Source organism: Megamonas funiformis (assembly GCF_010669225.1).
Classification (GTDB): Bacteria; Bacillota; Negativicutes; order Selenomonadales; family Selenomonadaceae; genus Megamonas; species Megamonas funiformis.
Window position 1 is genome coordinate 2,443,619 of record NZ_CP048627.1, and the last position, 24,652, is coordinate 2,468,270.

The following is a 24,652-nucleotide window of genomic DNA, read 5'->3' on the forward strand; positions in this document are numbered from 1 at the left end:
TTATATTTCAATATTTTTATAGTATGTTTCTATACATTCTTGAAAAGTTCTATCATTATTAATACGAATAACATCTAACCCTGCTGTTCTAATAATTTTAATTTCTCCTATTTTCTCTACTTTATGCAATAACTCTAATAAACTAATCGAATCTAAATTAAAAATTCTTCCAATATTACATGGTGCTATCAATAAATCATTCAAATTAATTTCCCTTTTTCCTTTAGATTGTTCAATAATTATCGCTAATATAATCCATGGATCAAAATCTTTTATTATTGGTGTAGTTTTTCTATATATCTTTTTCTCTTTATTTAAAATATCAATTAATCCTAATTCACCTAATGGACAATCTATATTATTTTCAGGGGATATTTTACCTGTATGTGTCTTATATCTTGATAAATACGTATTAACAATACATAAAAAATCATCATTTAAGGATCTCAATGCAACAGAAAAATTTTCATCATTCATTAAAACAAAATTTTCTAAACTTCTCACAAAATCTTCTTTAGTAAATTCAGACATAAAAAATTCATTAAAGAAAAAATACCATGCTGTTGCATTTTCTTTATTAGTAGCTAATTTATATTGTAACAAATGTAATGTTCCTAGCTCTTCAATATATCTATCATGAACAAAAACACTTTTTCCTAGCTCTGTAAGTGTCTGTATACGTTGTCCTGATTTATTTTCTTCTGTTAATCCTACTACTTGCAACCAATATCTTAATGACTTCACCATATTAGCTCCAATACCTAATATATCCATAGGATTTTCATTTTTATCTACAAAAACATTAGGTTTTCTATAAACATATTTCATTCCCTTATTAAGCCAACCTTTTCGTATAAAAAAAGTATCATGAGCTCGAAACTTCATTTTCATAAATTATACCCCCAAATAATTTATTTTGTACGTAAATACTTATCCATCATACATCCACCTTCTAAGTATTTTGCTGTAACACACATTTTACATCTAATACATTTATTAGAATCTATGTTATATGTTCCAGCGATAATAGAAATAGCTCCTGCTTTACATAAAGATTCACATTTTAAACATTTTCTGCATGCATTAAACTTTCTTACTTGATATTGAATCATACGTTGTAATTTTTCATGATCTGCTACATTCATAGTTTTTATTTTTACAGCATACTCATATTTTTCTTCTCCAAAAGGTTGAATGGATATAATTGGTACATTAGTTTTTACATCTAATATTAAAATTTCATTTAATATTTTTTGACCTAAATCTCTAGATATTTTTCCTAATGGTGTAAACATCCCTATTAATTCATCATCAAAAGGTTTTACTAATTTATATATTTTAGCATTATCTTCTGTTGTGCAATTTGTAAATTTTATCTTTACATCATTTGCAGATACTAAACCATTTCCACCTTGTCTAGCTTTCCATTTTCCTGTATCAACATATACTTCTGGATCTGGTTTTCCTATTTTTCTCGCAAAATCAATAAGAAAATCTCTCCATTTCTTAGACTGTTCTGGCATATATATTTTAGATAAGAATTGTGCCCTTTGTGTATTATTTGGGCAACACCAACAACCTACACGATCATACCCTAATCTATAGGCATCATTAAAATCAATTTTTTCACTAAAAATATACAACCAAATATCAATATCTTTCCAAAAAAATATTGGTGAAGCCACCGTTTGTTGTTGTATTTTAACTGATTCTGCATTATTTTCTACTCTATTATATTTACTTCTACTAACAGATTCTGATTTTCTAACACCATAAAACGTTAAAATTTGTTGATTCCTATACAGATTATTAATAATTCTAGTTATTGGTCCTGTTTTAAACATTGAACAACACCATCTCATCATTCTTGCTGGTGGACCAATATCTGAACATACATTATAAAAATCTTGTTCACGATTTTTAGCAATTTTAAAGATTGACATCATATGTGCCTTTCTATATCTAGATACATAATCTTGAGTAAATGGAAATTCTAATGTAGTATCTCCAAAAATATGAACTAATCTAGGATTACTCAAAGCTTTTATTACAATATCTGATGTAACTGTTGAATCTTTTCCTCCAGAAAAAGACAATACTATATTTTCTATTTTATATTTACTAGAAACATTTTTTATAAATAAAAAAGCTTCTTCTTTCAAAGCATTTAATCGTAATATATTAGCTTTAATAAAACGCTCAATGTATTTATCAAAAAATATATAATTATTCTGTTCCATATATTTATCTATTTTTTTTATTACATCATCAACATTTATTTTATTAAATAACTTACTTGGTAAAATAAATGATTTCCCATCAATATAATATCTACTATTAGACGCCCAAACTGATGATTTTATAAATTGATTTGGTTTTTTCTCCAACAATATTTCTATTAATAAACGTTCTTCTGGAAAAACAGGTCTCAAATCTGCTGACATATATTTTATTTTAGTATTACAAACTGGACATATTCCTTTGTTTGCTTGTGTTTCATCTTGTATTATAGGTATTCTACAATCAGGACACCAATATATTTTAGCTGGAATATCTTCTATTGTCTTAGTATTACAAATTGGACAATAATCTTCATTAGTCTCTATATTACATGTTTTACACCACATTCTTTTCCCTCCTTAATATAAAATACCTAAACTATTCTATTATACATTACTTTAAAATGATATAAAATATTAATAAAAAAGGATATGACTTTATGCCCTATCCTTTCTTACATATTTTATACTAAAAACAATTTCATTCTAAACTTTTTGCCGTTATCGGCAAGTTATTAACTAAAAATATCAATTATTTTTCAATTTTATTTTGCCGATAAAAATAAAAACCAATTTTAAACTACTATCAATAATTATATTATCAATCAAGCTTTAACATACGATAGCCAATCCCTATATGTGTTTGAATATATTCTGGATTAGCTGTATCTATTTCTATTTTCTTACGCAATGTTGCCATAAATACACGCAAAGAAGCTACATTATTATCCCAAGCATTACCCCATACTTCTCGTGTTATATAAGTATGCGTTAATACTTTGCCTATATTTTTAGCCAATAAACATAATAATTTATATTCAATCGGTGTTAAATGTAATTCTTTACCTCTACAATATGCACAACCAGATACATAATCTATCTTTAACTCGCCATTAACAAATATACTATTTTCCTTATGCGGAGTTTGTACACAATTTATCCTGCGAATAGTAACTCTAAGTCTAGCTAAAAATTCTTCTACAGAAAAAGGCTTTGTTATATAATCATCTGCCCCAGCATCTAAAGCTTCAATTTTATCTCTATCTTCACATCTAGCACTAATTACAATAATTGGCATATTTGACCACGAACGAACTTTTGTTATAATTTCTACCCCATCCATATCAGGAAGCCCCAAATCCAATAGCATAATATCTGGTTGATTTGATACTGCTTCTAATAAAGCCTGTGAGCCTGTAGTTGCTACGTGAAATTTATAATTTTGCATTTTTAATGTAGTAGATATTAAATTTCTAACTGCTGCATCATCTTCAACAATTAATATCATTGGCTTATTCATTAAAATTAATCTCCTCTTTTGGTAACGTAAATATAAAAACTGTTCCTTGTGGTTTATTATCTCTTACCTTTATCTCTCCACCATGTGCCATAATAATAGATTTACACAAACTAAGACCTATACCAATTCCTCTTCTACTATCAGCTACAGTAGAATTTGCTGTATAAAACATTTCAAAAAGCTTATCTTTTGCTTCATCACTAATGCCTTGACCATTATCTGCAATAGAAACTTCAATTTTATCACTTTTTATTTTTGCACTAATAGTAATAGTTGAGTCTTTTGGGGTATATTTTATGGCATTATCTATTATATTTATAAATACTTGTACTAATAAACGTGCGTCAACTTTTACCATCATTATATCTTTTGTTTCTTCAAAAACTATATGATGATTTTTTCCTCGACGATATAAATGCTTTAAAGCTTCATTTATAATATCGTCTAATAACTCAGTTTGTAAGTTAATCTTCATCGTCTTATTTTCTATACGCGTAATAAATAAAATATTCTCTACTAAATTAATCAACCACATTGAATCATCATAAATATTATTATATAATTCCTGTCGTTTAACATCATCTATTTTAGCGCTATTACTTAATAAAAAGTCAGCATTACCAGAAATACTTGTAAGTGGTGTTCTTAAATCATGCGAAATTGAACGCAACAAATTTGACCTAAGCTGTTCATTTTTTGCTTGTAAATAAATTTCTTGACGCTTTTTACTATATATTTCTTTTTCTAAAGCTAATGCACATTCACCTAAAATAGATAAGACCAAATTATTTTCAAATACATCTAAATCCTCATTATCAATAGCTATACCTACGACACCATATACATTATCTTTAGAACGAATTGCCAAATACTGACATTTAGCATTATTTAATGTACCTGTTTTTACACCTGCTCGTTTATTATTTTTATAAACCCATTGTGCTACAGCTCTTTCATTACTATTTATCAATTGTTCTGTATGAACATCATTTTTTACATTATAAACAACAGGTGGCAATAAACCTTTTTTATCCGCACTATAATACACTATTGTTTTGTTTAACAATTTTAAAAGTTGATGAGATGTAACTGTTGCTATAGCTGCATCACTGCCTGCTTGTTGCAATAATTGATTTGTCTCTAATAATATTTTAGTTCGATAAGCTAATTTAGCAGACTGTATAGCTTGTTTTTTTATTTTATTAGTAAGACCTCCTGTAACAAAAGCTGATACAAACATTACAGAGAACGTAATAATATATACTGGGTCATATGCCGTAAAAGTATATCTAGGTTCAATAAATAAAAAATCAAATGCTAATACATTCAAAACAGATAATACTACACTATATAATCTCTTCGATGTTTTTAAGGCAGCAATTAATACACCTAAGATATATACTGTCATGATATTAGCTTCGCCTAAATTCATTGAATAAAATAACATACCAATCATACTAGTTATTATTAAAATAACTAATATAGTTATAATATCTGATGTATTACATATCTCTCTTTCATTTACGGATTTCTTCCAAAAATTTTTATAAAATAAAGCTTTATTATCTGGAATTACATGTATATCTAAATTCGGTAATTGTTCAATTAATTTATCGGTAAAAGATTTACGCATTAAACGCATAAATCCATTTCTAGCAATACTTCTTCCTATGACTAATTTTGATACACCAGCAAGTCTTGCAAATTCTGCTATTTGAAACGGTATGTCTTCTCCTACTACCATTTCAATTTTTGCTCCTAATTGCTCTGCTAAATGAATATTTTCCTTCAATCTTTTTTTATTTTCTAATGAAGTTTTTTCAAAACTTGATGTCTGCACAAATAAAGCTGTAAATTGAGCTTTAAAAGCATTTGCCATTCTTGCCGCTGTACGAATAATCTTAGAATTTGATGGCGATGATGATAAACATACTAAAATATGTTCATTCGTATAATAATCTTTATTATTTTCATTTTTAACCTTTAAAGATATTTTATTTACTCTATCAGCCATGCGACGAAGTGCAATTTCTCTAAGCGCTGTTAAATTTTCAACAGTAAAAAAATTCCCCAATGCCCTATCAGCTTGTTCTTTTTGGTAAATTTTTCCTTCTGATAAACGTGTTACTAAATCCGATGGTTCTATATCTACTAATTCCACTTGCTCAGCTTCATCAAAAATTCTATCTGGTATACGTTCTCTCACAATTATTTTGGTAATTGAAGCCACAATATCATTTAAGCTTTCTATATGTTGTACATTAATTGTTGTATATACATCAATGCCTGCTTTTAATAATTCTTCAATATCCTGATAACGTTTGATATGACGACAACCATCTGCATTTGTATGTGCTAATTCATCAACCAAAATTAATTGTGGATTTCTTTTTATAGCTGCATCTAAATTAAATTCATTTAAAGTTATATCTTTATGATTAATCACTAATGGTGAAATTACTTCTAAACCATTAACTAAAGCTGCAGTTGCTGGTCTTGCATGAGGTTCTATATAGCCTGCTACTACATCAATTCCTTGCTTTTTGGCTTCATGTGCAGCTTCTAACATAGCATAAGTTTTACCAACACCTGCTGCATAGCCAAAAAATATTTTTAATTTTCCTCGTTTTGATTCATGCTCTTCTATATGAATTTGTTCCAAAATTTTCTCTGGCGATTTTCGTATAATTGGCATATAAGCCCCTCCCAATTGCATATATGTTATAAACCAATATACCTCCACATCAAAATATATTTAATATATATTTGACGTGGAGGTTATCCCTTTAAAATATTAAATTATCTTATCTAACATTAAATTAACTTTTAAAACATTTACTGTTTCTTCACCAAAGAAGCCTAATACTTTATGATTAGTACATTTATCGATAATAGCATTTACTTCTTCTTTAGTCATATTATTTTCACGAGCTAATCTTTCTACTTGGTATTTTGCTGCAGCTACAGATATATCTGGATCTAAACCGCTACCAGAATTAGTAACCAAATCTACAGGAATAGGCTCATTACCTTTTTCTGGATTAGCTTTTCTAATTTTTTCTACACGCTGTGCTATTAATTTTTCATAATCTTCACTTGCAGGACTTAAATTTGATGGAGCTGCATATGCTAACTGATTTCCCTCAGTATCTTTATAAGTACTAACATCAATTTTTGTTATACGACCCCACATATATCTATCACTTGTATATTGTTGACCTAATAATTCACTACCATATTTTACACCATTTACTTCGATAATTTTGCCGTTTGCAGAGTTTGGAAATAATACCTGACAAATACCTGTCATTACCATTGTATAAATAAATCCACAAAAAACAGTGAAAGTAATTACTGATAGCAATGCTTTTTTGAAATTATCCATTACAAACTCACCTTTCTTAAACTAGACCTAGACCAACTAATATAACATCAATAATTTTTATACATATAAATGGCACTATAATACCGCCTAAACCATAAATCAAAAGATTTCTTTTTAACAATTCCCCTGCGGGTACTTCACGATATTTTACACCTTTTAAAGCCAAAGGAATTAATGCCACAATGATAAGTGCATTATAAATTATTGCTGATAAAACTGCAGATTGAGGACTGTGTAAATTCATGATATTTAATGCCGATAATCCAGGATATAAAGATAAAAATAATGATGGTATTATCGCAAAATATTTTGCTAAATCATTAGCAATACTAAATGTAGTTAAACTACCACGAGTCATTAACAATTGTTTACCAATGCGAACTACTTCAATTAATTTTGTAGGTGAAGAATCTAAATCTACCATGTTACCAGCTTCTTTAGCAGCCTGAGTGCCTGTATTCATTGCTACTGCTACATCTGCTTGAGCAAGTGCTGGAGCATCATTTGTACCATCACCAGTCATTGCTACTAAATGACCTTTAGCTTGAAAATCACGTATCATGGCTAATTTACCTTCTGGTGTAGCTTCTGCTAGAAAGTCATCTACACCTGCTTCAGCGGCTATAGCTGCTGCTGTTAATGGGTTATCACCTGTAATCATAATAGTTTTAATACCCATTTTACGAAGGTCAGCAAATTTTTCTGCTACACCATCTTTTACAATATCTTTTAAATTAATAACACCTAATATTTTATAATCTTGAGCTACAACCAATGGTGTACCACCTATTTGAGCTACACGTTTCACAGCTTCCTCACACTGTGCAGAATAAATACCACCATTTTCTATTACATAAGATTTTACTGCATCAGCAGCACCTTTTCTAATTTCATGTCCATCATAATTTACACCACTCATTCTAGTTTTAGCAGTGAACGGTATAAATTCCATATGATTTTCCTCAATATTTCTACCACGAATGCCAAATTTTTCTTTAGCCAAAATTACAATACTACGACCTTCAGGTGTTTCATCTGCTAAAGAAGATAATTGAGCTGCATTTGCCAAAGTTTTTTCATCAATTCCATCTACAGGAATAAATTCAGAAGCTTGACGATTTCCAAGTGTTATTGTGCCTGTTTTATCAAGCATTAAAATATCAACATCACCAGCAGCTTCAATAGCACGACCGCTCATTGCTAATACATTAGCTTGATTTAATCTACTCATACCAGCTATACCAATAGCTGAAAGCAAAGCACCAATTGTCGTAGGAGCTAAACACACAAGTAAAGCGACTAAAGTTGTTATTGAAGAAGGATTTTCCATACCTACTTGTTTAGCAGAAAAATCAGAGTAAGTATATAAAGACATTGTTACTAAAATGAAAATAATAGAAAGAGCTATTAAAAAAATCTGCAAAGCCATTTCATTTGGAGTTTTCTTTCTCGCAGCGCCTTCAACCATAGAAATCATTTTGTCCAAGAAAGATTCGCCACTATCACAAGTAACACGAACTACAAGCCAATCAGAAGTAACAGTCGTACCACCTGTTACAGCACTACGGTCGCCACCACTTTCTCTAATAACTGGAGCAGATTCACCTGTTATTGCTGATTCATCAACAGATGCTGCCCCTTCAATTACTTCACCATCAGCAGGAATTTGTCGACCTGCTTTAACAATAACAATGTCTCCTTTTTTTAATGAAGAAGATACTACTACCTCATAATTTTCTTTATTATTTACATCATGAAGTTTATACGCTTCTACATCTTTTTTAGCTGCACGAAGTGCATCAGCTTGTGCCTTGCCCCTGCCTTCAGCAATAGCTTCAGCAAAATTAGCAAAAATACAAGTTAACCATAAAATTATAGCAATTGCTAAAGTATAACCAGATGAAACATCTTGTACACCACTAAGTGATGCTACCCAAAGTAAAGAAGTCAAAATTGCTGAAATATATACTAATAACATTACAGGGTTTTCAGCTTGCACTTTTGGACTTAATTTTACAAATGAATCTTTAATAGCTCTTACAACCATTTGATTATCACTGAGAGCTGATTTAGTTTTTATCATTATTTTTAGCACTCCCCTTATGAAATCATGCTGAAATATTCAGCAATAGGTCCCAAAGATAACGCTGGGAAAAAGTTTAGCGCACCTACTAAAATTACAATAAATATCAACAAGAACACAAACATTGCATTACTTGTAGATAAAGTACCTGCGGTAACTGCCACTTTTTTCTTCTGTACTAAACTACCTGCTATAGCTAAAATACCAACAATAGGTAATAAACGTGCAAAAATCATAGTTAAACCAATACTAGTATTTAAAAATGGTGTATTCGCATTAAAGCCAGCAAATGCAGAACCATTATTGCCACCAGCAGAAGAATAAGCATATAACATTTCAGAAAAACCATGAGCTCCTACATTATTTAAACTGTCTGCTACACTAGGCACTATAGCTGCAATGCCACTTGCTACTAAAATACCAATTGGTGTTGCCAAACATACAAGTACAGCCCATTTCATTTCAAATGGTTCTATTTTTTTACAGAGATATTCTGGTGTACGACCAACCATTAACCCAGCAATGAATACTGTTAATATGGCAAACGCTAACATACCATATAAACCACAACCAACACCGCCAAAAATAACTTCTCCTAATTGCATTTGAAGCATTGTAACTAAACCGCCAAGAGGTGTATAACTATCATGCATAGAGTTTACTGAACCATTTGATGCAGCTGTTGTATAAGCTGCCCAAGTAGAAGATTGAACTATACCAAAACGAGCTTCTTTACCTTCCATATTTCCTCCAGCTTGATAATCCGTACTAACAATATCTACAGCACCATTTTGAGCAAGCTGTGGTGTACCGTTCTGTTCATTTATCGCTATTACTGATAAAAATGCTATCAACATAATATACATAGCTGTAAAAATAGCAATGCCTTGTTTTTTATCTCTTATATTACGACCAAATGTAAAACATAATCCTGCTGGAATTAATAATAAAGCAGTGCATTCTATCATATTTGTAAGTGAATTAGGGTTTTCTAATGGATGCGCAGAATTTACACCAAAGAAACCTCCACCATTTGTACCTAACTGTTTAATAGCAATCTGACTTGCACCAGGTCCCATTGGCACAAATTGTTTTGTAACAATTGTCGCATCTTCTACTTTTTCGCCATCAACAAATACTACATTATTATTTCTATCAATCGTTGCATTTTCAATAATATTCCCCTCACTATCTACAGCAATAGGTTCAACTAATTGTACTTCTTGTCCTGGAGATAAATTCTGTACTACACCTTGAGAAGCTAAAGCCATAGTAACTACTACACTTAATGGTAATAAAATATAAATTATAGAACGTGTTAAATCCACCCAAAAATTACCAATAGTTTTTGATTTTGCTCTAACAAATGCACGGATTAAAGCGAATAAAACTGCTATACCAGTTGCTGCTGAAACAAAGTTTTGCGTAGTAAGTCCCATAAATTGAGAAAAATAACTTAATTGTGCTTCACCACTATATGCTTGCCAGTTTGTATTTGTAGCGAAACTTGCTGCTGTATTAAAAGATAAGTGCCAACTCATAGCATCAATATTCTGTGGATTAAATGGCAATTTATCCTGAAAACATTGAAAAATATATAAAAAACCTAAACCAATAAAGAAAAACCATATTACAGATGATAAATATGTTTTCCAAGTCATTTCTTCATCTTTTTTTACACCTATAATTTTATAAATAAGATTTTCAATCGGTGATAATATTTTAGACAAAAATACATGCTCTCCATTCATTACTTTTGCCATATAAGTACCTAATGGAATAGAAAAAATAACAAGTACAATTAAAAATACAAGATATTGTATGATGATATCTGCACTCATTATTGTTCATCTCCCTTCATAAGTATGTAAAAATAATAGATAAGCAACAATATAGCGACTACGCCACTTATCCAAATCCAAATTTCCATTTTTATTCCTCCTTGCATTTTTATATCTTACTATAGGAAAAATAAAAATAGTGTTATGAAATATAGCTACTATATTAAGATTGTATTAAGATAAAAAAACTGCACTTTAAAGGCTTTTTACCTTTAAAGTGCAGTTTTAAATAAAAATTATTTTTTTAGAATTTAAATGTTACATTCGCAAGCCATTTATTAGCTGTTGTGGAATCACTATCTTGATATTCATAGCTGATACCATAAGCAATTTTATCACTTTCTGCTTCAACACCTAATTTATCTAGTAATTATCTTTAATTTGCCAATAAAAAAATAGTAGATACATTTGTACTTGCTATTTTTATTTAGACTATATTTAAATATTTTCCAAGTTTTTCTGTTTAGTTTCTACACCTAAAGCAAATACTGCTACAGCAATAATGATAAATACACTAGCAAACATATAGAAAACAGTATGCATATCTCTTCCAGCTTCTATCATCATACCTACAACAAATGGAGCAGCCATACCACCGATACGACCGACACCTGCTGCCCAACCACTGCCCATAGCACGGATAGCTGTCGGATAAAGTTCTGGTGTATAAGTATAAACAACACCCCATGCACCAAGATTGAAGAAGGACATCACACAGCCCCAGAAGATAATCAATTCTGCACTTTGAGCTTGTCCGAAGAAATAACTTGCTACACCACTCATACATAAGAATAAAGATAATGTATATTTTCTGCCTAATTTATCCACGAGCCATGCTGCACAGAAATATCCAGGAAGCTGAGCAAAGGTAATTAAAAGCACATATTCAAAAGTTTTTACAAAGGCAAAACCTTGCTGATAAACGATAGCAGGAAGCCATGTGAAAATTCCATAATAACTATAAACGATACCAAACCATACAATCCAAAGCATGATTGTTCTTGTTAAATATTTACCAGACCATAAATCTTTTAATTTTGGTTTTTCTGTAGGTGTATCATCAGTTGTTACTTTTAAATCGCCTTTATATTTAACACCAAGACGCATTTCCAAATCATCTACGATTTTTTGAGCTTCTTCTACTTTGCCTTTAGATAATAAATATCTTACAGATTCAGGCATATGCAAACGAATGAAAAATACATAGATAGCAGGTAAAGCACCAATGATAAAAGCATAATGCCAACCATAAACAGGAATGAATAAGTAAGCGATACAAGCAGCTGCTATCCAGCCTACACCCCAAAAACTTTCTAATAAGACGATAAATCTACCGCGTAAATTAGTTGGTGCATATTCAGACATAAGTGTCGCCGCTACTGGAAGTTCACCGCCTAGACCAAAACCAACGAAGAAGCGGAAAATCAACAAGGATTCATAACTCCATGAAACTGCACAAAGTCCTGTGGCTATACTATATAAAATTACTGTTGCAGAAAATACAGCTTTACGACCGAATTTATCAGCGATAGAGCCTGCGATTACTGCCCCTATTGCCATACCAACAAGACCGATAGAGCCGATAGCCCCCATCTGTCCAGCGGACAAGCCCCATTCTTTACCAAGTACAGGTAATACGAAGGCGATAAGCCCTGTATCCATAGCATCAAATAACCAACCAAGACCTGTGATAACTAATAATTTATAATGGAAACTACCTACTGGCAAAGCTTCCAATCTTTGTAATAACATTATTTACACTCCTTAATTTATAATCAAATTCTATGCAAATGTTTTAACGATAAATCTAAAATTGGTGCTGAATGAGTCAATGCACCGCTAGAAATGAAGTCCACACCGATTTTAGCTAATGCTTGTATATTTTCTTTAGTTACATTTCCAGAACATTCAGTTTGAGCTTTTCCGTCTATGAGTTTTATGGCTTCTTCCATCATATCTATGCTCATATTGTCAAGCATGATGATATCTGCTCTGGCTTCTAGAGCTTCTTTTACCATATCTAAATTTTCTGTTTCAACTTCTATTTTGCGTACAAATGGAGCATATGCTCTAGCTAATTCTATAGCTTTTTTTACACTGCCAGCAGCTCCAATATGATTATCTTTTAATAAGATACCATCAGATAGATTATAACGATGATTATTTCCTCCACCTACTGTAACAGCATATTTTTCAAAAATACGCATATTCGGTGTGGTCTTTCTCGTATCTAATAATTTTGTTTTACTGCCTGCTAATAAATTTACTACTTGATTTGTATATGTGGCAATTCCACTCATTCTCTGCAAATAGTTTAATGCCACGCGTTCTCCTGACAATAATACTCTGATATCGCCTTTTACTTTGGCAAGTAAATCGCCTTTGTTTACTTTATCGCCATCTTTAGCCATAAATGTGATTTCGATATCTTTATCTAATAATTCAAAGGTTCTAGCAAATACATTTAAACCTGCTATTACACCTTCACCTTTGCAGATTAAATCCACTTCACCTAAAACTTTTTCTGGCATAATGGCATTAGTTGTTACATCCTCGCTAGTAATATCTTCTTGCAACGCCATCAAAATCAATTTATCTGCATTCATTTTCATTGTTATTTCATTCATCTTGCACTTCTCACTTTATCCATTTCATTGAAAATAGCTTTTTTATATTCTTGAGCTAAGATTATTTTTTCTCTATCTATATTTTGTTGTACATTATTTGCTAATTGAGCAAAATCTATATCGTATTTTTTATGTTGTGCATTTTCATCATCATGGATTTTATTAACTGCTCTTTTAGCAAAGACCAATCCTTCTAATAATGAATTACTAGCTAATCTATTTGCTCCATGAACTCCATTACAACTTGTTTCACCAACGGCATATAGATTGTTCATTGTAGTTTTGCTGTATTTATCTACATGGATACCACCCATATAATAATGCTGTGCTGGTACAATCGGTATCCATTGTTTAGTTACATCAAAACCTTCTTCAAGACATTTTTCATAGATATGAGGAAAATGATTTAAAATCACATCTTTACCAAGAACTGTCATATCTAACCAAACATAAGGCATATTGTCTTTTGCCATTTGTTTTTTGATTTCTGCTGTCATTAAATCTCTAGGCAAAACTTCATTTGCAAAACGTTTTCCATCTTTGCCATATAATTTTGCTCCTTCACCTCTTACCGATTCAGATATCAAAAAGCTTCTACCTGGCTTATTTGTATATAATGAAGTTGGATGAATTTGCACATAATCTGGATTTTCAAGTTTTATATTATGGCGAAGTGCTATCGCTATAGCATCACCTGTCAAATGAGGATAATTTGTGGAATGTTCATATAATCCACCTATACCACCACTAGCTAAAATTGTATTATCTGCTTCAATGGTCAAATACTCATCATTTTTATCCTTAGCCAAAATACCAAAACAAGTATTATCTTGTTCAATTAAATCTAACATAGTGACATATTCTAAAATATGTACATTAGGTAATTTCTGTACTGCTTTTAATAAATTTCTAGTGATTTCTTTACCTGTGATATCTTCATGAAATAAAATTCTAGCTTTAGAATGACAACCTTCTCTTGTATAATTTAATTCACCATTTTCTTGTCTAGCAAAATCTACACCATAGCCAATCAATTCATTTATGACTTCACGAGAAGAACGTATCATTATATCTACAGACTCTCTTCTATTTTCATAATGACCAGCTTTCAATGTATCTTCCATGAAGCTATTATAATCATTTTCATCCCTTAAGACACAAATACCACCTTGTGCTAAGAAAGAATCACTATTTTCTACAGCATCTTTTGTTATCATCAATATATTTTTATCACTAGGACAATGTAGTGCTGCAAATAAGCCACTAGCACCAGTACCTACAATCAATATATCTGTTTTATAATTTTGCATATTTACACCTTCATTATTTTGCTAATTCTAACATTTTTTCAAGTGGTTTCATCGCTTTGATACTTAACTCTTCATCAACTTCTACCACATATCTTTCATTCACTAAGCTATCTTTAACTTTCGTTAAAGTAACTTTTTTCATGTCATCACAATATTGTCTAGGTATTGCTGGCAAAAATAACTTATCTGGATTTTTTTGTTTCAATTCATACATAACACCATTTTCTGTACCAATGATGAACTCTTTTGCCTCAGAATTAGTGGCAAACTTTATAATTTCTGATGTACTGCCTACAAAATCAGCTAAATTCGTTACTTCTTCACTACACTCTGGATGAACTAAAAACAACGCATTTGGATGTGCTCTTTTCGTTTCAATCACTAAATTTACACTTATTTTTCTATGTATTGGACAATAACCATCATTGCAGATAATATTCTTTTCAGGAACTTTGCTCGCTACATATGCTCCTAAGTTACCATCTGGAATGAAGAAAATATTTTTATTTGATAATTTTTTCACAATCTCAACTGCGTTAGAAGAAGTTACACAAACATCAGAGACTGCTTTTAATTCAGCTGTAGAATTTATATAACAAACTACTGCTAAATCTTCGATTTGTTCACGCATTTTTTTTACTTTAGCAACACTTGCCATATGTGCCATTGCACAATCTGCATATCTATCTGGCAATAATACTTTCTTTTTAGGATTTAAAATTTTTGCACTTTCACCCATGAAAGATACTCCTGCAAATACAATTAAATCAGCACCAATATTTTTCGCAATCTTACTTAAATAAAAAGAATCTCCTATATAATCTGCGACTTCTTGAACATCATCAGGAACATAATAATGTGCTAATATCACAGCATTTTTTTCTTTTTTTAATTGCTCTATTTCTTCTTTTAAAGACAACATCAAGATTTCTCCTTCACAGAATATTTTTTGATATTATACATCAATTATTAACAGCTGACAAGACAGTAATATATACAAATATTTTTCACATGTCAATAAGAAGTCGTTTTTACTGCTAAATGAAGCGGTGATTTTATTCGATTATGATATAATTAAGCCAATATATTTTTGATAAATTTGTGAGGTAATCTTATGTTAGAATTCATCATTGGCAGAGCAGGAAGTGGTAAAACCACAGCTTGTTTAAATGCCATTAAAGAAAAATTAATCCATTCACCAACAGGGAAACCTCTAGTTATATTATTGCCTGACCATATGACTTTTGCGATTGAACGTCAATTAGCTTTGGAATTAAAAGATTATGGCGGTTTTACTAGAGCTTATGTCTTAGGCATGAGCAGACTTGCCTATCAAGTATTAATGCGTTGCGGTGGGATACTCCATCCACATCTCAATGAAATCGGTAAGGAATTATTATTATCTAGAGTTTTAAGTTCTACAAAACTCTCTATCTTAGCCAAGGCTGCTCGCCAACATCATTTCACAGCTTCTGTATCACAAATCATTGAAGAATTCAAAACTTCTGGTATCAGCGTTACTACTTTGCAAGATATTTTAGCGCTTATTGATAATGATTCACTCAAACAAAAATTGAGCGATTTGACTTCTATTTACGCTGGTCTTGATGAACAGATGGCTGGTCGTTATCACGATAGCGAAGATATGATGGAACTTGCGATCAAAAAATTACCTGAATGTACATGGCTTCAAGATGCTGAAATCTGGATAGATGGTTTTGATGCTTTCAATCCTCAACATTTTCGCGTAGTCGAACAATTATTAGCATTAGCCAGTGATATTCATTTAACGTTATGCATCAATAATTTAAATGATATTGAACATGAAGCACCTACTGCTTTATTTCATCGCCAATTCAATGTATTTCAACAGATAAATAATATGACTAAAAAATTAGCTATACCTACAAAGATAACTACACTTACAGCAAATCACCGCCATAAACAACAAGATTTAGCCTTTATCGAAGAGCAATTATTTAAATTTCCTTTGACGAAAAGAAATTATACTGGCGGTCTTCAAATAGTCGAAGCACCTAACCGCCGTTTGGAATGTGAAGCTGTCGCCTGTGATATTTTGCGTCTATGTCACGAAGAAAATTATCGCCATTATGATATCGGTATTTTAATCCGCAGTAGTGAAGATTATAGCGAATTATTGCAAGCTGTCTTGAATGATTTTAATATTCCTTATTTCAGCGATAGTAAGCGACAAACTGCTCATCATCCTCTAGCTGAATTAATCCGCTCTAGTCTAGAATCTATTTCTACATGGCAATATGAACCATTATTTCGAGCTTTTAAGACTGATTTCTTCAATGATAAATATTTGCAAACGCTTAAAAATCTCGAAGAAAATACAGATGAAATAAATTTAAATTTGACAGAACAAAAAGCTATCGCTCGTAAAGCTATTGATAAATTAGAAAATTACGTCTTGGCTTTTGGTATTCGCGGTCGCAATCGCTGGTGTGAAGAAAGCGATTGGCGTTTTTCTCATCATAAACAGATTGACTCTATGGGTACAGATCTGGAAGAAGAAGCTAATTTCACTGCTATAAATCTAACTAGACGCAGTTTAGTCGCTCCTTTAGAAAAATTCTACACTGCTTGCCAAAATTCGCAGACTATCGAAGAATATACGCTTGCCCTATATGATTTTCTGCTTGATTTACAAATACCGACTCAATTGCAATTATGGGAAAAAATAGCCCAAGAACAAAATGATATTGCCCTTGCCAAAGAACATCATCAAATCTGGGATAATATCATTGAATTGATGGATCAATTAGTGCAGACATGTGGCAAAGATTATATCAATCTTGAAAATTATTTAAAATTAATCAATGATGGCTTAGATAGTATCCAGATTGCTTTAATACCACCTGGCTATGATTATGTTACACTTGCACCATTTGAGCATAATACTTTAAACAACAAGAAAGCTATTTATATTTTAGGTGCTAATGAAAAAATCATGCCTCGCCATAGTAAAACAGAAGGTATCTTAAGTGATGCTGAACGTTTATTGATGGCAAGTCTAGGGCTGAATATCTCTAGCGGTACAATGGAAGATAATTTTGCCGAAAGATATCTTCTCTACAAAGGCTTTTCCTTAGCTACAGATTATCTTTGGGTATCCTATGCTCTAGCTGACGGTGAAGGAGCTGGACTGAATAAATCCATCTTGATAACTAGATTGCAAAAGATTTTGCCTAAAGCAAAGTTCACAGCCATTCCTCTAGATAAAATAATCTCTTATCCAAGTGATTTTACGCTAGAAGAAAATCCTTTAGATAGCTCATTTGCGATAAAGACCATGCAAGTATCTTCAACAAGAAAGACACTTAGCCATTTGACTTCCGCTCTTCGCCAAGCTCGTGATGGTGAAGATTTAGCGTCATTTTGGCAAGATGTCTATAATTATCTCTTAACTGCTGATGTGCCTTTATCTACAGCACTACAAAGTATTTTCGCCCAAGCACCAAAACCTGTATTGCCATCTGATTTAGCTAGTAAATTATATACGAAACGCAAAACACTTCGTGGCAGTGTAACACGCTTTGAACAATTCTTTAATTGCCCATTCAAACATTTTGCTCATTATGCTCTAAATCTACAAGAACGCAAAGAATTTAAATTTGCCGCTCCAGATTTAGGAATTTTACTCCATGCCATCATGCACCAATTCGGAGAAATCCTCGTGAAGCGACAAATATCATGGCAAGATGTAACTCATGAACAATGTCAACAAATCTGCAAACAAATCATCAAGACAATTGCTCCTAAATTGCAAAATGAAATTCTCTTAAGCTCCAATCGCTATAGACATCTTTTGCAAAGAATTGAGCAATTATCCATTGATTCTTTGATGCGTCTAGTGGAATTTGCCAAACACAGTGAATTTTCACCTAAAGCTTTAGAGCAAGATTTCGGTGCTAATAGCTCCATGCCTCCTTTATTATTCACAGATGAAGATAATCACAAAATAGAAATCATTGGACAGATTGACCGCATTGATTTTAATGATAATTACTATCTAGTCATTGACTATAAATCAGGCAATGCTTTTATTAATCTACTACAAGTATATTATGGCTTGAAATTACAGCTTTTGACTTATCTTTTAGTAGCTCAAAATACTACTTTGCAATTATATAATATGGAAAATGCCATTCCTGCTGGTATTTTATATTGCTTTTTAAAAACACCTGTCATCACAGGTACTAATAAATTATCCGTTCAACAAATTAAAACAGAAATTGAAAAGAAAATGCGTATGCCAGGCTGGGTACTAGCAGATCCAGAAATCATCAAAAAAATTGATGACTCTTCTAATTTTATCAAAGTGCGTTTAAATAAAAATCAAGATGATGTCTCCGCTCAAAGTCGTTCCTATGTAAAAACAGCAGAAGAATTCGATTTATTGATGAAACATATCGAAAATACTTTAAAAGAAGCTGGCAGTGAAATTTTAAAGGGCAATGCTGATATCGCACCGTATAAATTAAAAGATGAAACGGCTTGCAAATACTGTCCATATATCGCCATCTGTCGTTTTGATAAATATATCTCCGGCTATAATTATCGAGAGATAAATCAACTCAATGACGAAGAAATCATTGAAAAATTAAAACAGAAAGAAGGATTTTCATGCCTTGGTCAGCACAGCAACAACAATCTATAAATACTTATGATAAAAATATCCTCGTAGCCGCAGCTGCTGGCTCAGGGAAAACTTCTGTATTAGTAGAGCGTGTAATTCAACGCATTGTGAATAAAACATGCGACATCAATCAAATACTTGTCGTTACTTTCACTAATGCAGCCGCAGCTGAAATGCGTGAACGTATAGCCAGTGCCATCACAGAGAAATTATCCGATAAAGATAAAGAGCGTCAACTCGTATTATTAAACGCTTCTTCAATCTCCACACTTCATGCTTTTTGTCAAAATATCATTCGCCAATATTTCCATCAATTAGGTTTAGATCCTAAATTTCGTCTTGCTAATCCTCAAGAAATTGAATTATTAAAACTCGATGTGCTTGAAGAACTCTTTGAAACGAATTATGACAAAGATGATAATGAAGACTTTCTAGAATTTACTGACACCTATGGCAATGAACGTGGCGATGATAGCACCTATGATATTATCTTAAAACTATATGAATACTCTCGCAGTCAGCCTTTTCCTTTACAATGGCTGAAAGCTCTACCTTCATATTTTCAAATCAATAATGCTGATGAACTCAATGATTGCCCATGGCTACAGATAATCAAAGACAATGTCAAAGATGGTTTAAATATAGCCATAGACAATAGCCAAAAGATGTATCAATTAGCTACAGACTTAAACTTACCACCTTATGCAGATATCGCCAGTGAAGATTTAGCTTTTCTTTATGATTTAAATAACTTAATCGACACTTCATGGCAGGAATTTTTTAATTTAATCAATGAATTTAAATTTAAAGCTCTGCGAATTTCTAAAAAATTCTCTGTAAATGAAGAAGATAAAGCTACCATCTCCGCTCTTCGTGATGAAACTAAGAAAATCATCAAGCAATTAAAAGAGCATTATTTTACGCAAACTATTGAAGATACACTCTCTGATATGCCTCAATTGTATAAACAAGCCAATAGTTTATGTAATATAACCATAGAATTTTCTCAAGCTTTTAGTAAAGCTAAAAATGAACGCTCTTTAGTCGATTTTTCCGACCTTGAACATTTCACTTTGAAATTGCTCACTGAAGAAAATTCTACTGCTGAAAAACTGATACCTTCATCAATCGCCCAGACACTACAAGAAAAATATGTAGAAATCATGGTCGATGAATACCAAGATACAAACGGAGTTCAAGAAGCTATTTTAAATCTAATCGCTTCACGCACTAAACCAAATTTATTTTTTGTCGGCGATGTAAAACAAAGCATTTATAAATTCCGTTTAGCTGAGCCAGAATTATTCTTAGCTAAATATCATCAATATCCTCATGAAGAAGATTGTCTTCGCATTGATTTAGCCCAAAACTTCCGCAGTCGCAAGGAAATCCTTGATGGTGTCAATTTCATCTTTTCCCAAATCATGACTACAAAAGCTGGAGAATTATCTTATGGTAAAGATGAAGCCTTATACTGCGGTTTTGATTATCCTCAAAGTGAATTTTTGACTTTAAAATCACCGATTGAATTAACTTTATTGGACAAACAGCAAAAATTAACTTTAACTGATAATGACGATAGTGATAATGAAGACACTGTACAAGGCTTTCAAGCTGAAGCTAAATATATTGCTCTTCGCATAAAAGAATTGATGAATAAACAGCCCCTTGTCTTTGATAAACATACAAAGACTTATCGCCCTATAAAATGGAAAGATATCGTTATCCTACTGCGTTCTGTTCAAGATAAAGCTAAGATATTAGCTGATGTACTTCGCGAAGATAATATTCCTGTATATGCCACTATTGAAACGGGATATTTCCAAGAAACAGAAGTTCGCATCATGCTTTCATTATTGCAAATAATCGACAATCCGCAACAAGATATACCACTGACTGCGATTTTATACTCACCTATATTTAATTTCACCGTTGAAGATTTAGCTCATATCCGCCTCATCAATCCACAATTAAATATGTATGAAACTTTATTATTCATGACATCTATTAATGAGCTACAAGAACAATTACTCCCTGTAGATAAAAAAGTATTTGCTAAATTGCAGATTAAAGTAAATGATTTTCTAACTAAATTGCATTATTGGCGAGATTATGCTCGCAGTCATAGCGTACCTGAATTAATTTGGTTATTGCTCAATGATACAGGATATTATGATTATGTAGGTGGCTTACCTGAAGGCTCTGTACGCCAAGCAAATTTAAGAGCGCTCTATGATCGAGCTTTCAATTATGAGCAAACTTCTTTCCGCGGTCTTTTCCGCTTCTTGCGTTTTATCCATAAAATGCAACATATGGGAAATGATTTAGCCGTAGCTAGAAATCTAAGTGATAGTGAAGATGTAGTACGTATCATGAGTATTCATAAGAGCAAAGGTCTTGAATTTCCTTTAGTAATTCTTGCTGATATCGGCAAACAATTCAATCTCAAAGATGTTCAAGAAAGTGTTCTCTTTCATAAAAAACTCGGCTTAGGTCTTTATGTAAATGATGTCAAACATCACTATCGCTATCAAAATTTATCTCGCCAGGCTATCATTCAACAAATCGTCAAAGAGTATAAAGCAGAAGAAATGCGTATATTATATGTAGCTATGACTAGAGCTCGTGAAAAACTCATACTCACTGGTACTGTTCGCAATATGGAAAAATTTGCTCAATATGCTTGTTCTCAATTGCAAACAACGACAAAAACTCTACCTGATTATTTCATCATGCAGGCAAAATCATATTTAGATTGGCTAGCTCCTACTATTGCTCGCCATAAAGACGGCTTAGTCTTACGTCAATCAGCTACAAATGAAAGTGCTGTTTTATTAGATGATCCTTCACAATGGCAAATTTCCCTAATCAACTCATTAGATGTCACAGATAAAACTATAATTTCCACTGTAAACGAAGATATCATCAATAAAGTAAAAAAATTACAGCCATTGCCAGCTACAAAGCAAAAAGACAATATTGATAAATTATTGAATTGGTCTTATCCTCATCAAGAGGCATTATCCATTCCAGCAAAGTTATCCGTTACTGAAATCAAACAGCAATTTGCTTCAACCGATTATGCTCCTCAAGATGATAATGCTCAAACGCTATTTGAGGAAACTAGTTTTAAACGACCACAATTTTTACAAAAACAAACAAAAATGACTGCTACAGAATACGGTAGTTTGATGCATACAGTGATGCAACATTTAGATTTCCACGGAGATTTATCCGATAAAGGCATATTAGCCCAACTCCAAAATTTAGCTGATAGAGAAATAATCGATAAACAGCATATAAATAAAATCTACCGCAAAAATATCCGTGAATTTTTATTTTCACCGCTAGGCATGCGTATTCAAAAAGCAAAATCACTGCAAAGAGAATTAGCTTTTAACCGCATGATTAATGCTCAAATTTATTATCCTCAAGCCGAAGATAATGATACTATCTTTATCCAAGGTATTATCGACTTATTAGTAGAAGAAGATGATGGCTTGATTTTATTGGACTATAAAACAGATAATTGCACACAAACAGAAGCTAAGGCAAAATATGCCATGCAAATAGAACTTTATGCTCAAGCAGCCAGTGAAATCATGCGAAAACCGATTAAAGAAAAATATCTCTATCTTTTTCATGATGCTAGCTTGATAAAAATGTAGCTTTAGTTATACAATTAACTAAATCTAATAACTATAAACATATAAAAGGAGATTTTTAATGTATAAATTAATAGCCCTTGATATGGACGGCACTTTATTTAATTCTGACAAACAAATCACTGATAGAACAAAAGAAACTTTGGCTCAAGCTAGAGCTTTAGGTGTAAAAATTGTCCTCGCTTCTGGTAGACCACTTGCTGGACTTCAACCACCACTTCAAGAATTAGATTTAATTCATGAAGGCGAATATGTTTTAAGCTTCAATGGTGCTTTAATCGTTGATGCAAAAACTGGTGAAGCAGTATCTAAATGTATTTTAAAAGGCTCAGATTATAAAAAATTATTTAAATTAGCTCAAGAATTAGGTGTGCATTGCCAAGCCTTCTCTCCTAGTCGTGGCTTAATCACTAACGAAACTAGCCAATATACAGAACATGAAGCTAGTATCAATCAAATTGATATCAATATCATCAATCCTTTAACAGATATCACAGATGAAGAAGATATCATCAAAGTTATGTTCATTGATCCACCAGAAATTTTAGATGAAGCTATCGCTAAACTTCCTACATGGATTAAAGAAGATTTCAATGTATTTAAAAGCGCTCCTTTCTTCTTAGAAATCACTCATAAAGATGTAGATAAAGGTGCTGGATTATTACATCTTGCTGATTATTTAAATATCAAACAATCCGAAACTATGGCATGTGGCGACCAAGGCAATGATTACACTATGATTAAAGCTGCCGGTCTTGGCGTTGCTATGGAAAACGGCATTGATAAAGTAAAAGCTATCGCCGATTATGTAACTGATACAAACGATAATGATGGTGTAGCTAAAGCCATTGAAAAATTTGTTTTAAATAAGTAAAATAACTCAAAATAAATAACCCTCAACAGTTATCAATAAAACAACTATTGAGGGTTATTTTTTATTAATCATTAAATTATAAATTCACAACTATGCTCTACTTGTTAAAATATCCTCATGGGCTCTAGCATATTCCACAATTTGTATAAAGCGCAATCCACCGATAGAATCACGGCTAACTGTAATCCATGTCAAATACATTGGTGTATCAGTCCAACGGAATTTGTCTTTTTTCGTATAATAAGATTCATCACCAAAACAAATAGAAGTCTGTTCTATATTCAACTTACATTGAGTGATTGTATAATAATTAAATTCTGAAGACATTGGCACATTATTTATTTTCTTTTCCTGATAAATAATGATATTCTTATTGATAGAACCGTCTTCGTTTCTTGCATATTTTATGCTATTTGTATCAAAAGCATAATTATAATCTTCTGCAGGTCCAATATCAAAGGCTTGCCAATTATATGTTTGTGTATTCTTTTCTTCACTTTGAGCGAAAGCTACACAAGTATTTACAATCAATAACATCATCAATAAATAAATTACTTTTATTGTTTTATTCATTAAAAATCACAACCTTTTATTTAAATTTATTAACTTAGAAAAGAGGTAT

The 24,652-nt window shown here is 31.8% G+C and carries 15 protein-coding genes; 3 read left to right on the forward strand and 12 right to left on the reverse strand.

The window, feature by feature from the left end:
• The 11 genes from GXM21_RS12175 to nadA form a co-directional block, all read right to left on the reverse strand.
• On the reverse strand, positions 1 to 891 hold the full coding sequence (locus tag GXM21_RS12175; protein WP_008539333.1) for a DUF4007 family protein: 891 nt from the start codon (positions 889 to 891) through the stop codon (positions 1 to 3).
• A 20-nt stretch (positions 892 to 911) separates the two neighbouring features.
• Positions 912 to 2,627, reverse strand: a complete 1,716-nt coding sequence (locus tag GXM21_RS12180) for a phosphoadenosine phosphosulfate reductase domain-containing protein (protein WP_008539332.1) — start codon at positions 2,625 to 2,627, stop codon at positions 912 to 914.
• Between the two features lie 253 nt (positions 2,628 to 2,880).
• On the reverse strand, positions 2,881 to 3,579 hold the full coding sequence (locus GXM21_RS12185) for a response regulator (RefSeq protein ID WP_008539331.1): 699 nt from the start codon (positions 3,577 to 3,579) through the stop codon (positions 2,881 to 2,883).
• Positions 3,572 to 6,274, reverse strand: a complete 2,703-nt coding sequence (locus tag GXM21_RS12190) for an ATP-binding protein (protein WP_008539330.1) — start codon at positions 6,272 to 6,274, stop codon at positions 3,572 to 3,574. Before GXM21_RS12190 ends, GXM21_RS12185 begins: the two co-directional genes overlap by 8 nt.
• 99 nt (positions 6,275 to 6,373) lie before the next feature.
• Positions 6,374 to 6,964, reverse strand: a complete 591-nt coding sequence (kdpC, locus tag GXM21_RS12195; protein WP_008539329.1) for a potassium-transporting ATPase subunit KdpC — start codon at positions 6,962 to 6,964, stop codon at positions 6,374 to 6,376.
• 16 nt (positions 6,965 to 6,980) lie between these two features.
• The gene (gene kdpB, locus GXM21_RS12200; RefSeq protein ID WP_008539328.1) at positions 6,981 to 9,047 is read right to left on the reverse strand and encodes a potassium-transporting ATPase subunit KdpB; all 2,067 of its coding nucleotides are present in this window, start codon (positions 9,045 to 9,047) and stop codon (positions 6,981 to 6,983) included.
• 17 nt (positions 9,048 to 9,064) lie between these two features.
• Positions 9,065 to 10,888 carry a potassium-transporting ATPase subunit KdpA gene (kdpA, locus tag GXM21_RS12205; RefSeq protein ID WP_008539325.1) on the reverse strand — a complete coding sequence of 608 codons (1,824 nt, stop codon included), beginning with the start codon at positions 10,886 to 10,888 and terminating at the stop codon, positions 9,065 to 9,067.
• Positions 10,889 to 11,326: 438 nt separating this feature from the next.
• Entirely contained in the window at positions 11,327 to 12,640 is a 1,314-nt protein-coding gene (locus GXM21_RS12210; protein WP_008539323.1) for an MFS transporter, read from the reverse strand.
• Between the two features lie 23 nt (positions 12,641 to 12,663).
• On the reverse strand, positions 12,664 to 13,515 hold the full coding sequence (gene nadC / locus GXM21_RS12215; protein ID WP_008539320.1) for a carboxylating nicotinate-nucleotide diphosphorylase: 852 nt from the start codon (positions 13,513 to 13,515) through the stop codon (positions 12,664 to 12,666).
• Positions 13,512 to 14,825 carry an L-aspartate oxidase gene (locus GXM21_RS12220; protein WP_008539318.1) on the reverse strand — a complete coding sequence of 438 codons (1,314 nt, stop codon included), beginning with the start codon at positions 14,823 to 14,825 and terminating at the stop codon, positions 13,512 to 13,514. Before GXM21_RS12220 ends, nadC begins: the two co-directional genes overlap by 4 nt.
• A gap of 13 nt (positions 14,826 to 14,838) precedes the next feature.
• Entirely contained in the window at positions 14,839 to 15,747 is a 909-nt protein-coding gene (gene nadA, locus GXM21_RS12225; RefSeq protein WP_008539316.1) for a quinolinate synthase NadA, read from the reverse strand.
• 192 nt (positions 15,748 to 15,939) lie between these two features.
• On the opposite strand from nadA, the gene addB reads away from it, so the two are divergent.
• Genes addB through yidA form a run of 3 tightly spaced genes read left to right on the forward strand, consistent with a single transcriptional unit; the run spans position 15,940 to position 24,030 of the window.
• Positions 15,940 to 19,512 carry a helicase-exonuclease AddAB subunit AddB gene (gene addB, locus GXM21_RS12230; RefSeq protein ID WP_008539314.1) on the forward strand — a complete coding sequence of 1,191 codons (3,573 nt, stop codon included), beginning with the start codon at positions 15,940 to 15,942 and terminating at the stop codon, positions 19,510 to 19,512.
• A complete protein-coding gene (gene addA, locus GXM21_RS12235) occupies positions 19,479 to 23,159 on the forward strand; it encodes a helicase-exonuclease AddAB subunit AddA (RefSeq protein ID WP_008539312.1) in 3,681 nt (1,226 codons plus the stop codon). Before addB ends, addA begins: the two co-directional genes overlap by 34 nt.
• 58 nt (positions 23,160 to 23,217) lie before the next feature.
• Entirely contained in the window at positions 23,218 to 24,030 is an 813-nt protein-coding gene (yidA, locus tag GXM21_RS12240) for a sugar-phosphatase (protein ID WP_008539311.1), read from the forward strand.
• Between the two features lie 90 nt (positions 24,031 to 24,120).
• Here yidA and GXM21_RS12245 read toward each other — a convergent pair whose 3' ends face one another.
• A complete protein-coding gene (locus GXM21_RS12245) occupies positions 24,121 to 24,603 on the reverse strand; it encodes a hypothetical protein (protein ID WP_008539309.1) in 483 nt (160 codons plus the stop codon).
• Between the last annotated feature and the right edge of the window lie 49 nt (positions 24,604 to 24,652).

Coding starts and splice junctions, on each gene's coding strand:
- addB (WP_008539314.1), top strand. CDS start 15,940: ATGTTAGAATTCATCATTGGCAGAGCAGGAAGTGGTAAAACCACAGCT.
- GXM21_RS12180 (WP_008539332.1), bottom strand. CDS start 2,627: ATGTGGTGTAAAACATGTAATATAGAGACTAATGAAGATTATTGTCCA.
- kdpA (WP_008539325.1), bottom strand. CDS start 10,888: ATGAGTGCAGATATCATCATACAATATCTTGTATTTTTAATTGTACTT.
- GXM21_RS12220 (WP_008539318.1), bottom strand. CDS start 14,825: ATGCAAAATTATAAAACAGATATATTGATTGTAGGTACTGGTGCTAGT.
- nadC (WP_008539320.1), bottom strand. CDS start 13,515: ATGAATGAAATAACAATGAAAATGAATGCAGATAAATTGATTTTGATG.
- GXM21_RS12185 (WP_008539331.1), bottom strand. CDS start 3,579: ATGAATAAGCCAATGATATTAATTGTTGAAGATGATGCAGCAGTTAGA.
- kdpC (WP_008539329.1), bottom strand. CDS start 6,964: ATGGATAATTTCAAAAAAGCATTGCTATCAGTAATTACTTTCACTGTT.
- addA (WP_008539312.1), top strand. CDS start 19,479: ATGCCTTGGTCAGCACAGCAACAACAATCTATAAATACTTATGATAAA.
- kdpB (WP_008539328.1), bottom strand. CDS start 9,047: ATGATAAAAACTAAATCAGCTCTCAGTGATAATCAAATGGTTGTAAGA.
- GXM21_RS12210 (WP_008539323.1), bottom strand. CDS start 12,640: ATGTTATTACAAAGATTGGAAGCTTTGCCAGTAGGTAGTTTCCATTAT.
- yidA (WP_008539311.1), top strand. CDS start 23,218: ATGTATAAATTAATAGCCCTTGATATGGACGGCACTTTATTTAATTCT.
- GXM21_RS12175 (WP_008539333.1), bottom strand. CDS start 891: ATGAAAATGAAGTTTCGAGCTCATGATACTTTTTTTATACGAAAAGGT.
- GXM21_RS12245 (WP_008539309.1), bottom strand. CDS start 24,603: ATGAATAAAACAATAAAAGTAATTTATTTATTGATGATGTTATTGATT.
- nadA (WP_008539316.1), bottom strand. CDS start 15,747: ATGTTGTCTTTAAAAGAAGAAATAGAGCAATTAAAAAAAGAAAAAAAT.
- GXM21_RS12190 (WP_008539330.1), bottom strand. CDS start 6,274: ATGCCAATTATACGAAAATCGCCAGAGAAAATTTTGGAACAAATTCAT.